We start from the raw sequence: 15,502 nt of genomic DNA, 5'->3' as shown, positions 1-15,502 counted from the left end.
TCTTTTTTGTTGTCCGGCTAATGATAGAGAGCTGAGCCGCCAGTACCAGCGCGAAGATGCACAAGCATCAGGGAAAGTGTGTCATTTGTTGAAGGATGTTTCAGGGTGTGGCGATGCGCCGTCTCTCCCCGCGCGGGAAAGACGGCGAACCGTCAGGCGTTATCGCCCAGCAGCACAGATTCGAGCGCGATTTTGATCATGTCGTTGAAAGTAGTCTGACGTTCAGCGGCAGTGGTTTGCTCGTGAGTGCGGATATGGTCGGAGACGGTGCAGATCGCCAGCGCCTTCGCGCCGAACTCGGCAGCGACGCCATAGATACCGGCCGCCTCCATCTCCACGCCGAGGATGCCATATTTCTCCATCACGTCGAACATCTGCGGGTCCGGCGTATAGAACAGGTCGGCAGAGAAAATGTTGCCCACGCGCGCGTCCACGCCCAGCGCTTTGGCGGCGTCGACCGCGTTACGCACCATGTCGAAGTCAGCGATAGCGGCAAAGTCGTGATCTTTGAAGCGCATGCGGTTGACTTTGGAGTCGGTGCAGGCGCCCATGCCAATCACCACGTCGCGCAGCTTCACGTCGGCACGCACCGCGCCGCAGGAGCCGACACGAATGATCTTTTTCACGCCGAAATCAGTGATCAGCTCTTTGGTGTAGATGGAGCAGGAGGGAATGCCCATGCCGTGACCCATCACCGAAATGCTGCGACCTTTGTAGGTGCCGGTATAAGCCAGCATGCCGCGCACGTTGTTCACTTCAACCGCATTCTCCAGAAAGGTTTCTGCGATATGTTTTGCCCGCAGCGGATCGCCCGGCATCAGAACCACGTCCGCGAAATCACCCATCTCTGCATTAATGTGAGGCGTTGCCATTGTTATTTATCCTTGTTAAAGCCAGGGCCGACCCGCGTCAGCCCGCAAAAAAGTGGTCGCTGTTTTACAGCATGCTTTTGCCGTAGTCCATCTCGGAGAGGCCAAAATAGTGCGCAATCGTCTGGCCAATGTCGGCAAAGGTTTCACGATAGCCGAGCGAACCAGGTTTCACTTTCGGTCCGTAGATCAGAATCGGGATGTGTTCGCGCGTATGCTCGGTGCCCTGCCAGGTGGGATCGCAGCCATGGTCTGCGGTCAGGATCAGAATATCATCCTCTTTCACCTGTTCCATCAGCTCCGGCAGACGACGGTCAAACAGCTCCAGCCCGCCCGCATAGCCCGCTACGTCGCGGCGGTGACCCCAGGTAGAGTCGAAGTCAACGAAGTTGGTAAAGACGATCGACATATCCGGTGCCTGCTTCATCTCGGCGATAGTGGCGTCAAACAGCGCGTCCAGCCCGGTGGCTTTGACTTTTTTGGTGATGCCCTGTTGCGCATAGATATCGGCGATTTTGCCTACCGAAATCACCTCGCCGTTTTTCTCATCCACCAGCTTTTTCAGCATGGTGGGCGACGGCGGCTCAACGGCGAGATCGTGACGGTTGCCGGTGCGCTGGAAGTTGCCCGCTTTGTCGCCGACAAACGGACGGGCGATCACGCGGCCAATGTTGTAGCCGCCTTCGGTCAGCTCTTCGCGAGCGATTTCACACAGCGCGTAGAGGCGATCCAGGCCAAAAGTCTCTTCATGACAGGCGATCTGAAATACCGAGTCGGCGGAAGTGTAGAAAATCGGCTTGCCGGTTCGCATATGCTCTTCGCCCAGCTCGTCGAGGATCACGGTGCCGGATGAGTGGCAGTTGCCAAGATAACCCGGCAGATCGGCACGCTCCACCAGCTTATCCAGCAGCGCCTGCGGGAAGCTGTTCTCTTTGTCGCTGAAGTAGCCCCAGTCGAACAGTACCGGCACGCCGGCGATTTCCCAGTGGCCCGAAGGCGTATCTTTACCGGAAGAGATCTCACTGGCATAAGCATAAGCGGCCGTGATCTCCGCATTTTCATCCATGCCCGGCGGCACGCGGCCGGTAGAGAGCTCAGCCGCTTTGCCCAAGCCCAGCGCCGTTAAATTCGGCAGATGCAACGGACCCTGTCGGCCAATATCCGCTTCGCCTTTGAAACAGGCTTCGGCAATGTGGCCAAGCGTATCCGATCCATGGTCGCCGAATTTGTCGGCATCTTTGCTGGAGCCGATCCCGAAGGAGTCGAGAACCATAATAAATGCACGTTTCATGCAGGTCTCCTGCGCATTCGCGCGATGAAGAAGTCAAAAAAAAGCGATCAGAACAGTATACCCGATTGCGCTGGCCCTGAGCAGGCTGGCGTGCGAAAACCCATCGCCGGGCCGGTTATTCGCTGAGGCGGCGATAAACCACCGGCGTGGCGGCGGGTGCGCTATCGCTGAGCCTGATAGATGCTTTTACCGCCTGCGCCGCCTGCTGCCAGTGCGCTTCGCTGGCGGCATGGATCACCGCCAGCGGTCGTTGGCTATCCGCCCGTTCGCCGAGTGTAATCATCTCGCTCAGGCCGACGCTGTAGTCAATGATGTCCGTGGCGCGCTGGCGTCCGCCGCCCATCGCCACTACCGCCAGGCCGAGCGCGCGGGTATCCATGGCGCTGACGATGCCGGGACGATCGGCATAGACCGCTTTGCTGAGCATCGGCGCGGGCAGGTAGCTGTCAATACGCTCGATAAAGTCTGCCGGGCCTTTTTGCGCCGCCACCATGCGCGCAAAGACTTCCGCCGCCTGGCCGTTATCCAGCACCTGCATCAGCTTCTGGCGCGCTTCAGCAACGCTGCCAGCCAGACCGCCGGAAAGCAGCATTTCGCTACAGAGCGCCAGCGTCACTTCCAGCAGGCGCGGATTGCGCGCAGAACGGGTAAGAAACTGCACCGCTTCACGCACTTCCAGCGCGTTACCGGCGCTGGAGGCCAGCACCTGATTCATGTCGGTGAGCAGCGCGGTGGTTTTGCAGCCTGAGCCGTTTGCTACGCCGACAATCGCCTGCGCCAGCAGCTCGGACTGTTCATAGCTGGGCATAAAGGCGCCGGAACCCACCTTGACATCCATCACCAGCGCATCCAGCCCTTCCGCCAGCTTTTTCGCCAGAATCGAGGCGGTGATCAGCGGAATAGAGTCCACGGTGGCGGTAATGTCGCGCGTGGCATAAAAACGCTTGTCCGCCGGGGCCAGCGAATTGGTCTGGCCGATAATCGCCACGCCGTTCTCTTTGATCATCTGACGGAAGCGATCGTCGCTGGGGAAAATATCAAAGCCGGGGATCGCTTCGAGCTTGTCGAGCGTGCCGCCGGTATGGCCAAGGCCGCGCCCGGAGATCATCGGTACATAGCCGCCGCAGGCCGCGACCATCGGTCCCAGCATCAGCGAGGTAACATCGCCCACCCCGCCGGTAGAGTGTTTATCCACCACCGGGCCGTTCAGGCCGAGCGATTTCCAGTTCAGCACCGAGCCGGAGTCGCGCATCGCCATGGTGAGCGCCACGCGCTCCTCCAGCGACATATCGTGGAAATAAATGGTCATCGCCAGTGCGGCAATCTGTCCTTCAGATACGCTATTATCGCGCACGCCGTTGATAAAGAAGCGAATTTCTTCTTCACTCAGCGCATGGCCATCACGTTTTTTTCGAATGATCTCTTGCGGCAAAAACAAGGTCGCCCCCTTGGGATTCAGGGATGGTTAACGGAGTCGCTGTGTGTGGGCGGAAGCTCCGCCCAAAAAGAGATTAATAGCCCGATTTAGCGACGTCAGCCTGGTGCCCGGCGGCATTCAGCAGGCTCGCCAGCAGACTGGAAGCGCCAAAACGGAAATGGCGCGCGTCGGCCCAGTCAGCGCCGAGAATGCGGTCCGCCAGAGCCAGATAGATTGCGGCATCGTCCGCCGTGCGCACGCCGCCAGCCGGTTTGAAGCCCACCTGCTGCTGCACGCCTTTATCATGAATCACGTTCAGCATGATTTCAGCCACCTCCGGCGTGGCGTTAACCGCAACTTTACCAGTAGAGGTTTTAATAAAGTCGGCACCGGCATCAATCGCGATTTCGGATGCCTGGCGGATCAAGGCAGCCTCTTTTAGCTCGCCAGTTTCGATAATCACCTTCAGCAGCACATCCGCTTCTGCGCAGGCGGTTTTACAGGCTTTCACCAGATCGTAACCCACTTGGGTATTGCCGGCGATAAGCGCGCGATACGGGAATACCACGTCCACTTCATCCGCACCATAAGCAATGGCCGCGCGGGTTTCCGCCAGCGCGATGTCGATATCATCGTTGCCGTGCGGGAAGTTGGTGACGGTAGCGATGCGGATCTCAGGCGTGCCCTGCTCGCGCAGGGTTTTGCGCGCGATCGGGATGAAACGCGGATAGATGCAGATAGCCGCGGTATTACCCGCCGGTGATTTCGCCTGACGGCAAAGCGCGATCACCTTCTCGTCGGTATCGTCGTCGTTCAGGGTCGTCAGGTCCATCAGCTTCAGCGCGCGCAGCGCCGCAGCGGTCATATCACTCATGTTACTCTCCAAAGGGTCAGGGTATTGCCGCCCGAAAGGGTATGGCGGCACGCTGAATGTGATAATTCTAACAATCGACGCGCAGGAACTTTGCGTCTCACGTCACATAAAATTGAGAAAATTGTGCAGCAATTTTACATTATAAGTGATAAAAATCACATAACACCCCGGTCAGCCAGGGAAATTTCTTTAATAAAAAGGCGTAACGCAGCATGTGATAATTATCACATTTCAGCAGCAGATAAGCGTGATACCGCCCATGCTGTTTCTCATGATCGTAGACAACATGGAGGCGGAAAGGGAAAAACCAGAGTTTTGCGTCAGATAAATACGCCGGCAGAGCGATTAAAACTGAAACAGACGTCGGGTATTTGCGTACAGGGCTTCGGCGATCGCTTCAGGCGCTTCGTCGCGCAGCTCGCATAACGCCTGCCAGACCAGACGGGCGCGCTCCGGGCGGTTGGGCTGGCCCTGATAGCCGTGCAGCGGCATGTCGGGCGCGTCCGTTTCCAGCAGCAGCGCGCTCAGCGGAAGTTGCGCGATGGTGTTACGTGTTTTGCTGGCCCGCTCGTAGGTGATGGTGCCGCCAACGCCGATGCAGTAGCCGAGCTTGATAAACGCCTGCGCCTGTTGCAGGCTGCCGGCGAAACCGTGCACCACACCGCGGCGCGGCAGGTCGTGGCGGCGCAGGTGAAGCGCCAGCTTGTCATGGGTGCGACGCGAGTGCAGGATCACCGGCAGATCCTGTTCGCGCGCCAGTTTCAGCTGCGCATCCAGCAGCCACTCCTGCTTATCAAAATGTGGGTCGTCCCGGTAGAGATCGAGGCCGATCTCGCCGAGCGCCACCAGCTTTGCCGGGCGCTGTTTCAGCGCGGCCTCCAGCGCCGCAAGGTGCGCCTCTTCGTGCTGTTCAATCACAATCGGATGCAGGCCGAGGGCGATGTAAATTGCCGGGTACGCTTCGGCTAACTCCAGCAGATGTTGAAAGCCGCTCACATCCACAGCGGGCACGATCAGCTTTTCCATGCCCGTCCTGGCGGCGCGCGCAATGCTGTTTGCCTCATCGCCGACAAAAGGCGGGAAATCGAAGTGACAATGGGTATCGATAAATCTCATGCCAGTGAACCTTTGTCGTAATCGGCGTCGTTGTCGGCAAGCGGCGGCGTAATAATGGGCCGGTTATCCGGCGCGTTGGCCACCGGCGCCGGTGGGGTAACCATGGCAGGAAGCGCCTGAGATTCGGCATCGCTTAACCACTGTCCCAGCGTGGCGAGGAAATAGCGCCCGCAGCGGCGGCCCAGATGGTAATCCTGATTCAGCGAGGCGATGCGGCTTCCCAGCGCGCTGCTGGCCAGCGGCTTCGGCGGATAGATTTCAATGATACGTAGATCGCCCGGCGGATTATCGATAAACTGCTGAATCTCCAGATAGCTCTGCTCATGATGTTGCAGCACTTTTATCATCGGCTGCAACGCGCTGTCGCTCAGCCAGCGCTCCATGCGCTTGATCCATTTTGGCGTGTAAGCCATCTGCGAGGGCACGGTGCGGATCACCACGATGGTATCCGCGCCGCGCCGCGCCGCTTCCCGCACCGGAATGGCGTCGCTGATGCCGCCGTCAAAATAGCTGCTGCCTTCAAGATCCACCCCCAGTCGATAGAAGCCAGGAATGGCGCTGGAGGCGCGGATGATATCATGCCAGTTAGCGCTGGTCGGCGCGAAATAGCCGGGCGTGTAGTCGTCGCTGCGGCAGGCGCACATATAGAATTCGCGTCCGCTGGCGAACAGCGTCTCTGCGGCATCCATCGCCAGCGGGAACTCCTGTTTGGTAATATCCACCAGCCAGTCGAGATCGATAAGATGGCCGCCGCGCACAAAGCGCAGAGGATCAAAGAAGAGTTTGCTGGTGGTGTAACGGGTAATTACCCGGCGCGCATAGCCAGGCTGTGCGCAGACAAAAGCAGAGAGATTTTGCGCGCCCGCCGAGGTGCCAAGCAGTAAATGAAAGGGGTTGAATTTAGCCCGCTGAAACTCGTCCAGCACGCCTGCGGTAAAAATACCGCGTTGCCCGCCGCCTTCGCACACCAGCGCGATTTTGCGAGCCTTAAACGGCAACAGCGCCAGAGGCTCAATAGCCCCCAGCGTAACCGGTATGCGTATTCCCACATCTGCTCCTCAGTGTTTTTCTTTCTCTGAGGCGTGCTGTTGCGCTTTTCCGTAATCTTCCTGCAGCATCCCGGAGAACCAGTCATTATTTCCCATTAACCAGGCAGAATCAGAATCAAACCATTCCGCCCACAGCAACCATACCTGGCCCTTCCATTGCTTCCATTTGCCTGTAATGATGTCGCTGTTCATGACTGGTCTCCGCTTTATGCTGATTTTGCGTTGGTCAGAGTTTTTTGCGCCCGGTAAACAGGCTGATCAAGAACAGGATAATACCAACCACAAAGACAACTTTAGCTGCCCATGCTGCCGTACCCGCCAGTCCACCAAAACCTAACGCAGCTGCAATCAGTGCGATAACCAGAAAAATAATACCCCAACGAAACATAAGCCTCTCCTTTACCATAGTGAAAATCGAACTGCTTGTTTCATCCCTGGATCCCGGTTCGTTCAGGTTGCGGACGCAGAGACAGAGCCAACACATCTGCAACGTGAAGTAAAAAGGATACATAAGGGTTGTCCGCCACGCGGATATTGTTTTTACGACGCAGTCTCGCCCTGAGACCGCGCCGCAGGCATTAAGACTTCACGGTCAGGTCGTTCTTAACGCTTTTCACGCCTTCAATGGCTTTAGCAATGCTCTCGGCACGATCGGACTGCGCCTTGTTTTGCACGGTACCTGTCAGCTGCACCACGCCGTTAGTGGTTTCGACTTTCACGTTCCGTGAAGGCACGATGTCATCGGCTAAAAGCTTAGCTTTGATTTCGCTGGTTGTAGCGGTATCGCCCGCATAACCTTTAATCGACTGCTCGCCGCTCTCTTTAACATGCAGTTTATCGCTGACGGATTTTACGCCTTCAACTTTTTTCACCAGGGCGACAGCTTTTTCGGACTGCTCAGGCGAGGCTACAAAGCCGCTCAGCGTCACGACGCCCTGATGCGTTTCAACTGAAATATCGGTGCTTTTGATGGTTTCATCATCAACCAGAGCCGCTTTGGCTTTGGCGGTCACGGCGCTGTCATCCATAAAGCCGCCGACTTTTTTCATAGAGCTATCGACTTTCGAACCCGCATTGTCTGCCGCTTGCTGAGCTTTTTCCGTCATAGAAGAGTCTGCGGCCAGCGCTGAACCGCTCAGCAACGCAGAACCTACCATTACAGCCATCAGGGTTTGGGCAATCTTAGTCTTGTTCATCGATATCTTCCTTCTATCAGTTAACTCACCCACCACCGTGGGCGCAGCAACAGCAAGCAGCGCCGTTGCGGTACTGGAGGCAAGGAAGGATACTTCGCTCCCTTCGCCGTCCGACAGAATAATCATAGTTGGGATTTCCCGTTTCGCAGGGTTTTCTGGTTGAAATAGCAGTGAAAAAGGAAAAACGCGGCTTTTTTAAGAGGAGTCTGTAAGCAGTGAATCAGGGCCAGTATTGGCTACAGGCCCTGTAAAGCAAGGCGGGATCAGTGTTCGCGCGTTTTGCGGAAGGTAACGTCAGGATAACGTTCCTGCGTGATGTTCAGGTTAACCATGGTCGGTGCGATATAGGTAAGGTTATCGCCGCCGTCCAGCGCAAGGTTGATCTCGTTTTTACGCTGAAATTCATCGAATTTCTTCACGTCGTCACACTCAACCCAGCGCGCGGTCGCCACGTTAATCGATTCGTAGATCGCTTCCACGTTGTATTCGCTTTTCAGACGCGCCACCACCACATCGAACTGCAGCACGCCCACTGCGCCCACGATCAAATCGTTGTTATGAACCGGACGGAATACCTGCACTGCGCCCTCTTCCGACAGCTGCACCAGCCCTTTTAACAACTGTTTCTGCTTCAGCGGATCGCGCAGGCGAATACGGCGGAACAGCTCCGGCGCGAAGTTCGGAATGCCGGTGAACTTCATGGTTTCGCCCTGGGTGAAGGTATCGCCAATCTGGATAGTGCCGTGGTTATGCAGGCCGATAATATCGCCCGGATAAGCCTCTTCAACGTGCGAACGGTCGCCCGCCATAAAGGTCAGCGCGTCGGAAATCACCACATCTTTACCGAGGCGAACCTGGCGCAGCTTCATGCCCTTTTCATATTTGCCGGAAACCACGCGCATAAAGGCGACGCGGTCACGGTGTTTTGGATCCATATTCGCCTGAATCTTAAACACGAAGCCGCTGAACTTCTCTTCCTGCGCTTCCACGGTGCGGGTGTCGGTTTTACGCGGCATCGGCTGCGGTGCCCAGGAGACCAGGCCATCCAGCATATGATCCACGCCGAAGTTACCCAGCGCGGTGCCGAAGAAGACCGGCGTGATTTCGCCTTGCAAAAACGCTTCCTGCTCAAACTCGTGCGAGGCGCCTTTTACCAGCTCCAGCTCGTCACGCAGCTGCGCGGCCAGCTCTTCGCCGACGGCGCTGTCCAGTGCCGGATTATCCAGCCCTTTGACAATGCGCACTTCCTGAATGGTATGGCCCTTGCCGGTCTGATACAGGTAGGTTTCATCGTTATAGAGATGGTAAACGCCTTTGAACAGCTTGCCGCAGCCGATTGGCCAGGTGATGGGCGCACAGGCGATTTTCAGCTCGCTCTCCACCTCATCCAGCAGCTCCATCGGATCGCGAATATCGCGGTCGAGCTTGTTCATAAAGGTGATGATCGGCGTATCGCGCAGGCGCGTAACTTCCATCAGCTTACGGGTACGATCCTCAACGCCTTTCGCGGCGTCAATAACCATCAGACAGCAGTCCACCGCCGTCAGCGTACGATAGGTATCTTCCGAGAAGTCTTCGTGGCCGGGGGTATCCAGCAGGTTAACCAGGCTGTCGCGATAGGGAAACTGCATCACGGAGGTTGTGATAGAGATACCGCGCTGTTTCTCCATCTCCATCCAGTCCGATTTGGCATGCTGGTTGGAGCCACGGCCTTTTACCGTACCGGCGGTCTGGATCGCCTGTCCGAAAAGCAGCACTTTCTCGGTAATGGTGGTTTTACCGGCGTCCGGGTGCGAAATGATCGCAAAGGTACGGCGGCGCGCCACCTCTTGTAAAAAGGGAGCATTAGACATGAATGAGTTCTTCAGTTGGGGCGCTGTTCCGGCGTTTCGCCGCTAACATCGCCGATAAATCACGTAGGCCGGTGCAAGCCTTCACCGGCAGGTAAACGGTGCCGTGCGTCACGCCATCTCAATGGCAAACGGCGAATCTGGATGCAATTTTACATTGGCGACGATTCCGCTTACCAGGCAAACATAAAGGCGGCATAGCATACAATAATTCAGCCTGAAGGACTACGGGCAGCAACGGGATCAAGATCCGCGCTGCCCTTTCTGCTGCGGATTAGCCCAGCACGCGACGCACGCAGGCTTTAAAGATATTGACGCCAATCTCCAGCGAGTTGATATCGAAATGCATATCGGGATGATGCAGACCAGGCACCAGGTTGGTTCCCAGTCCCCAGAAGCCTGCCTTCACCTGCGGACATTTCACCGGATAGTAGAAGAAGTCTTCGCTGCCCGGCGTGGTTTTGGCTTGAGTCAGACCCGACTCGCCCAGCACTTCGCTGATGGCGGCGCGGATGATATCCGTCGCTTCGTCATGAATCTCCGCCGCCGGCATCTCTTTCAGCACCACCACGTCCGCCGTGGCCCCTACCGCCGCTACGCTGTTCAGGATCGCCTGAGTCACCTTCGCCTTCAGCACCTCCATCGGCGCGTTCTCCTGCGAACGCAGATCCCACACCACGCGCGCTTCATCCGGCACCGAGTTGGTGACGCCCGCATCGCACAGGAAGCGCGTCGCTTTGACGCTCCAGGTCAGCCCTGGCGCAAGGTGAATGGTGTTGACTGCCTGCACTGCCTGCACCGCCGCATCCAGCGCGTTTACGCCAAGATGCGGGCGCGCCGCGTGGGCGGGCACGCCTTTGATGGTGGCTTCCAGCGTGCTGCATGCGGAATAGATCACCGCAGGCACCGCCTGGCCGACCTGACACTCTTCCAGCGGACGCAGGTGGAAGCCGAGGATCATCTCCACATCATCCAGCGCGCCGCCTTCAATCATCGACAGCGCGCCGGCGCCCAGCTCTTCCGCCGGCTGGAACAGCAGCTTCAGTCGTCCTTTTTTTACCGTTCCCTCTTTCAGCATCTCCTGAGCGGCGGTGAGCACCACCGACGAGTGGCCATCGTGACCGCAGGTGTGACGCGCGCAAGGCTGACCATCAATGATATGACCCAACGCATCCATATCGGCGCGCAGCGCCAGCACCGGACCGGGCACGCCGCTGTCGATCTCCGCCACAATACCGGTAGTCTTGTTGATGCCGCGCGTCACTTTGAGGCCCGCGCGCTCCAGCTGCTCTGCAATATAGGCGGAGGTTTTGAACTCTTCGAATCCCAGTTCCGGGATTTCATGCAGAAAGTGGTAATGCTCTAAAACGTTGGACACCGTTGCTCTCTCCTAAACAAAAAGACGCATAACGAACATGGCGATGACCGCATTGATAACGCTGATCAGCATCAGCAGCGGCCAGTATTTTTTCGGCACATCGGCCACGCCTAACAGGCGTCCCATATATTGCAGTTGCGACCCCATCAAAAAGATAGCGGGGGCGAGAATGGTGATATCAGCCCCGGTCAGTAACCCTTTGGTCAGCAGGCTCACCGCCACGCCGGTTCCGGCAGAGGAAGAGAGCCACGCGGTAAGCAGCACGGTAATCGCCTCGCCCGGCAGGCCGAACAGCCCCATCACCGGCGCAAACACATGCCCTAAAAACTGCATGATGCCCAGCAGGTTAAGCACTTCCGCCAGCACATAGGCCATCACCACATTGGGCATCAGGTTGTGAATGGCGATATGAAACCCTTTGCGGGCGCCGGTGACGAAGATATCAAACGGGTTCTGGCTGACTTTAACTTCGCTGTTAGCGGACATCGGTGAAATCCTTCTTATAAACCGTGTTTAACACAGTACGCGTCAGGGCCGCACCAACAAATTTCAGAACGAACATTAACGCCAATGGAATAATGATCGGCAGCGTCATAGAGGCAAACAGAGCGGAACCAATCGCGAAATAGTTATTGATCAAACCAGCGCCGGAATATTGCCAGGCGCTCATCACCACAATCTCTTTTTTGCTTACCAGCTTCTGGTCATACATCTCTTTGGTCAGCGCCGCGCCGGCATCGGTGCTTTGCAGATCGGTGATCAGCGCCAGCCCGCAGCGACCCGGCAGCCCCATCAGCGGCTTCAACAGCGGCGTCAGCAGTTTGTGCGCCGCGCGGATTGCGCCGTAATGAGTGAAAATTTCCAGCACGCCGAGCGCCAGCATCACGGTCGGCGTCAGCGAGAGCGCGAACAGAAAACCCGCTTTGGCGCTGAGGCCGCCCGCGCCGACAAAGGTATTGCTGGCGGGATTCTTCATCGTGCCGAAGCTGCCGCCCAGCGTCGTGAAGTCAAATGCGCCCAGCCACTTTAGGCCATCGACCTTATAAAACAGGCCGGAAAAAAACAGAATCGCCACCACCAGCGCAACATAAGCGCCTTTTCCTGCCGAAACACGCTCAGGAGCAGCAGCCAGCACTTTTTCATCAGACATAGATCACCTGCAAGCTTTGCAACTCAGCGCCCGACAAAAGCACACGCGAGTTGCAGTATATGGAACTCAGTTCTAAGCAGGATCTATGCCAGAAGAGACGATTGAGAATTCGCCTGTTCTGTTTTTAACCGTTAGCGATTTTTATCGTTTCGTTGCGCTTGCTTAGCTGCAAAACGCATTCTTCAGGACGGTGATTATTAAGCCGGCACTATGTCTGCCGGGAAATCAGTTTGGCGAAATAAAAAGCAGCGCCCGTTGCGCTGCACCAGTTTCGTACAACCGTTATGCACCAAAAGGGGGCTCAGTCGAGCGCTTTCAGCCGCCGCTCCGCAGGCTGCGGGCGGCCAAACAAATAGCCCTGAAACAGCGTGCATCCCTCCTCACGCAGCCGGGCAAACTGCTCGTTGCTCTCGACCCCTTCGGCGGTGATCTGAATATCCAGGCTGCGGCTCATACCGGTAATGGCGCGGATAATCGCCAGCGCCTCGCGGCTGTCGCCCATATCATTGATAAAAGATTTGTCGATTTTGATCTTATCAAACGGGAAAGAGCGCAGATAGCTCAGGGAGGAGTAGCCGGTGCCGAAGTCATCGAGCGCAATCTGTACGCCCAACGCCTTCAGGCTTTGCAAAATGCCAATATTGCCGAGGGTATCGTCCAGCAGCACCGACTCGGTGATCTCCACTTCCAGCCGCTGCGGCTCCAGCCCGGAGGCCTTTAGCGCGCCTTCCACCACCGAGACCAGCGAGCTGTTTTTAAACTGTAACGGCGAGAGGTTTACCGATACCGACTGCTTCACTTCCCAGCTTGCGGCCTCGCGGCAGGCTTCATACAAGGCGTAGGCGCCCAGCATATGAATCAGTCCGGTCTCTTCGGCGATAGGAATAAAATCGTTCGGCATGATCAGGCCTTTAACCGGATGATGCCAGCGCATCAGCGCTTCGTAACCGATAATGGTTTTCTGATCGCCATTGGTAATGGGCTGATAGTAAAGCTTCAGCTGCCGATCGCTGATCGCTTCGCGCAGATCGTTTTCGATGATGCGTCGGCTACGCGCCATATCATCCATCGTCAGGGTGAAATGCTCGTAACGGTTACGTCCGTTGCGCTTCGCCTCATACAACGCCATATCCGCGCAGCGCAGCATCTGCTCCGGCGTATCAGCGGCAGTGCCGGTGAGCGCAATGCCGACGCTCAGCCCCACGGAAAGGTTATGTCCTTCTACGTTGAGCGGCTGGCGGATCACCTCAATCAGACGCTGGGCGATATGGCTCGCCTCCTCAGGCCGGGCGAGATCCGGCAGCACGATAGCAAACTCATCGCCGCCGATGCGCGCCAGGGTATCCTTTTCGCGCAGCGCATGGCGTAAACGCTTCGCCACCGCTCGCAGCAGCTCATCGCCAATCTGATGGCCCAGCGCGTCGTTGACGTTTTTGAAATTGTCGAGATCGAGACAGAGCGTCGCGGTCAGCGCACTGTTCAGGGCGGCGCTGCGTAGCGCATCGCTCAGACATTGGCGGAACAGAATACGGTTCGGCAGGCTGGTCAGATTATCGTGATGCGCCATATGGTGGATGCGCGCATCGGCGGCGCGCTGATCGGTTACGTCTTCCACAATCAGCATCACATAGTTCCGCCGCGCATCCTGACCGCAAATGGTGGTGGCGCGCGTCTGCAAAATGCGCTCGCCGTTGGCGGTGATCAACATCCGCTCGCGCTGGTGAATTCCTTCACTGCGCAACGCAACGTCCGCCAGGCTGTTAAAGTAATCGCTCAGCTCCTGCGTCATGCATTCATGAGGGCGCTTATGGATCAGCATTGATTTCGCCAGACCAAACAGCTCCTCAGCCTTGTCGTTCACCAGCAGGATCTCACGCGTAACGGCATCTTCCACAATCACGCAGGAGGGAATGTTGGCGATGATATTGTCGAGAAATTTTGACAGCGAGGAGAGCTGCGCGCTCTGCGCTTCGGCCAGATCCTTTGCCTGTAGCAGCTGCTGCTCGTTTTCACGCCGTTCAGTAATATCGCGGGTGATCTTGGCGAAGCCGATGAGTTCTCCTGTCTCATCGTGCACCGCATCGATCATCACATGGGCCCAAAAGGCGCTGCCATCTTTGCGGTAGCGCCAGCCTTCTGTTTCAAAGCGACCGGTTGCGGCAGCGATAGCCAGACCACGCTGCGGCGTGCCTTTCTGGCGATCTGCCTCGCTGTAAAACAGCGCATAGTTTTTGCCAACGATCTCATCGGGCGTGTAACCTTTGGCGCGCTGCGCGCCGGCATTCCAGTTCGCCACGGTGCCATCGGGTTTGATCATATAAATTGCGTAATCGAGCACGCTCTGCACGAGCAGCCGATACATGACATCAGCATTGTTATCCATTATTTTCTGCCTGCTACAACCTGGTAAAAGCCCGAACAACGGGAAAAGTCTTAATTACCATCAGACTTAAACGGAAAAGCGATGAATTGACAAGCGCTATCCGTCTGACCACTAAAGTTAGTAGTCGCTTAAATTAAATTGGCGCAAAAGCGAGCATCCCGGTGCCTGCTTGCACCGGAATAAAAGATCACAGGGAATGCGGGCGAACTCAGAGCTGGAGCGGCGGCAGCTGGGAGAAAACGCTGAGCAGCCCTTTGCTCCACATCTGACGAATCTGCGAAAAATAAGGATGCTGGTCGTTGATATGATATTGCTCGCTGTCGCTGAAGCTGTCGGCACGATAGATCATCACGTCGAGCGGCAGCCCTACCGAGATATTGCTCGCCAGGGTTGAATCCATTGAGATCAAGGCGCACTGCATCGCCTGGCTGAGCGGCGTTTCGTAACGCAGCACGCGATCGATAATCGGCTTGCCGTACTTGCTCTCGCCGATTTGAAAATAGGGCGTATCGACGCTGGCCTCGATAAAGTTGCCCTGCGGATAGATCTGGAACAGCCGCGGCGCTTCGCCACGAATCTGCCCGCCGAGCAGCAGCGTGCCGCCGAACTCCTCGCCGTCGCGCTTGATCACTTCGCGCAGCGTATCCCCTACCAGCAGCGCCACATCATAGAGCGAACGTCCATTGAGCAGGTTGGGCTTTTCGCTGTCGTCGCAGGCACGCCACAGCAGGCTCATTACGCTCTGCGTGGTGGCGAGGTTGCCCGCGCTCTGCAACACCAGCGTGCGTTCATCATCTACCTGAAAAACATGCAGCTTACGAAATGAAGAGATATGGTCGACACCCGCGTTGGTGCGCGAGTCGGAAACAAATATCATTCCTGAAGATAAACGCATTGCCACGCAATAGGTCATAGGTCACGCCTTAAAA

General features: G+C 56.8%; 15 protein-coding genes. All 15 read right to left on the bottom strand.

What is annotated here, in order from left to right; translation table 11 throughout:
• Positions 1 to 152: 152 nt before the first annotated feature.
• Positions 153 to 872, bottom strand: a complete 720-nt coding sequence (gene deoD / locus ABU178_RS14785; RefSeq protein WP_397216239.1) for a purine-nucleoside phosphorylase — start codon at positions 870 to 872, stop codon at positions 153 to 155.
• A 64-nt stretch (positions 873 to 936) separates the two neighbouring features.
• On the bottom strand, positions 937 to 2,160 hold the full coding sequence (deoB, locus tag ABU178_RS14780; protein ID WP_397216237.1) for a phosphopentomutase: 1,224 nt from the start codon (positions 2,158 to 2,160) through the stop codon (positions 937 to 939).
• 115 nt (positions 2,161 to 2,275) lie between these two features.
• Positions 2,276 to 3,598 (bottom strand): thymidine phosphorylase, encoded by a 1,323-nt coding sequence (gene deoA, locus ABU178_RS14775; protein WP_397216235.1) that lies wholly within the window; start codon positions 3,596 to 3,598, stop codon positions 2,276 to 2,278.
• Positions 3,599 to 3,671: 73 nt separating this feature from the next.
• Positions 3,672 to 4,451 (bottom strand): deoxyribose-phosphate aldolase, encoded by a 780-nt coding sequence (gene deoC / locus ABU178_RS14770; protein ID WP_397216234.1) that lies wholly within the window; start codon positions 4,449 to 4,451, stop codon positions 3,672 to 3,674.
• Positions 4,452 to 4,796: 345 nt separating this feature from the next.
• On the bottom strand, positions 4,797 to 5,567 hold the full coding sequence (locus ABU178_RS14765) for a TatD family hydrolase (protein ID WP_397216232.1): 771 nt from the start codon (positions 5,565 to 5,567) through the stop codon (positions 4,797 to 4,799).
• Positions 5,564 to 6,616 carry a patatin family protein gene (locus ABU178_RS14760; protein WP_397216230.1) on the bottom strand — a complete coding sequence of 351 codons (1,053 nt, stop codon included), beginning with the start codon at positions 6,614 to 6,616 and terminating at the stop codon, positions 5,564 to 5,566. Before ABU178_RS14760 ends, ABU178_RS14765 begins: the two co-directional genes overlap by 4 nt.
• A gap of 9 nt (positions 6,617 to 6,625) precedes the next feature.
• Complete coding sequence (locus ABU178_RS14755) at positions 6,626 to 6,808, bottom strand: CsbD family protein (protein ID WP_397216228.1); 183 nt, start codon at positions 6,806 to 6,808, stop codon at positions 6,626 to 6,628.
• Positions 6,809 to 6,842: 34 nt separating this feature from the next.
• On the bottom strand, positions 6,843 to 7,004 hold the full coding sequence (locus tag ABU178_RS14750) for a DUF1328 domain-containing protein (protein ID WP_003848537.1): 162 nt from the start codon (positions 7,002 to 7,004) through the stop codon (positions 6,843 to 6,845).
• A 190-nt stretch (positions 7,005 to 7,194) separates the two neighbouring features.
• Positions 7,195 to 7,812 (bottom strand): molecular chaperone OsmY, encoded by a 618-nt coding sequence (gene osmY / locus ABU178_RS14745; protein WP_397216226.1) that lies wholly within the window; start codon positions 7,810 to 7,812, stop codon positions 7,195 to 7,197.
• Positions 7,813 to 8,075: 263 nt separating this feature from the next.
• Complete coding sequence (prfC, locus tag ABU178_RS14740; protein ID WP_397216224.1) at positions 8,076 to 9,665, bottom strand: peptide chain release factor 3; 1,590 nt, start codon at positions 9,663 to 9,665, stop codon at positions 8,076 to 8,078.
• Between the two features lie 271 nt (positions 9,666 to 9,936).
• Complete coding sequence (locus ABU178_RS14735; RefSeq protein ID WP_397216222.1) at positions 9,937 to 11,040, bottom strand: M20 peptidase aminoacylase family protein; 1,104 nt, start codon at positions 11,038 to 11,040, stop codon at positions 9,937 to 9,939.
• 12 nt (positions 11,041 to 11,052) lie between these two features.
• A complete protein-coding gene (locus ABU178_RS14730; RefSeq protein WP_397216220.1) occupies positions 11,053 to 11,526 on the bottom strand; it encodes a YjiG family protein in 474 nt (157 codons plus the stop codon).
• The gene (locus ABU178_RS14725) at positions 11,516 to 12,190 is read right to left on the bottom strand and encodes a nucleoside recognition domain-containing protein (protein ID WP_397216218.1); all 675 of its coding nucleotides are present in this window, start codon (positions 12,188 to 12,190) and stop codon (positions 11,516 to 11,518) included. Before ABU178_RS14725 ends, ABU178_RS14730 begins: the two co-directional genes overlap by 11 nt.
• Positions 12,191 to 12,491: 301 nt before the next feature.
• Complete coding sequence (locus ABU178_RS14720; RefSeq protein WP_397216216.1) at positions 12,492 to 14,573, bottom strand: sensor domain-containing protein; 2,082 nt, start codon at positions 14,571 to 14,573, stop codon at positions 12,492 to 12,494.
• A gap of 208 nt (positions 14,574 to 14,781) precedes the next feature.
• Positions 14,782 to 15,486, bottom strand: coding sequence for a peptidase (locus tag ABU178_RS14715; RefSeq protein WP_397216215.1), 705 nt, complete (start codon positions 15,484 to 15,486; stop codon positions 14,782 to 14,784).
• Between the last annotated feature and the right edge of the window lie 16 nt (positions 15,487 to 15,502).

Source organism: Pantoea osteomyelitidis, from assembly GCF_044342975.1.
Taxonomy (GTDB): domain Bacteria; phylum Pseudomonadota; class Gammaproteobacteria; order Enterobacterales; family Enterobacteriaceae; genus Pantoea; species Pantoea osteomyelitidis.
The sequence above is the reverse complement of the archived record's forward strand: the minus strand, read 5'-3'. Positions and strand labels throughout refer to the sequence as shown.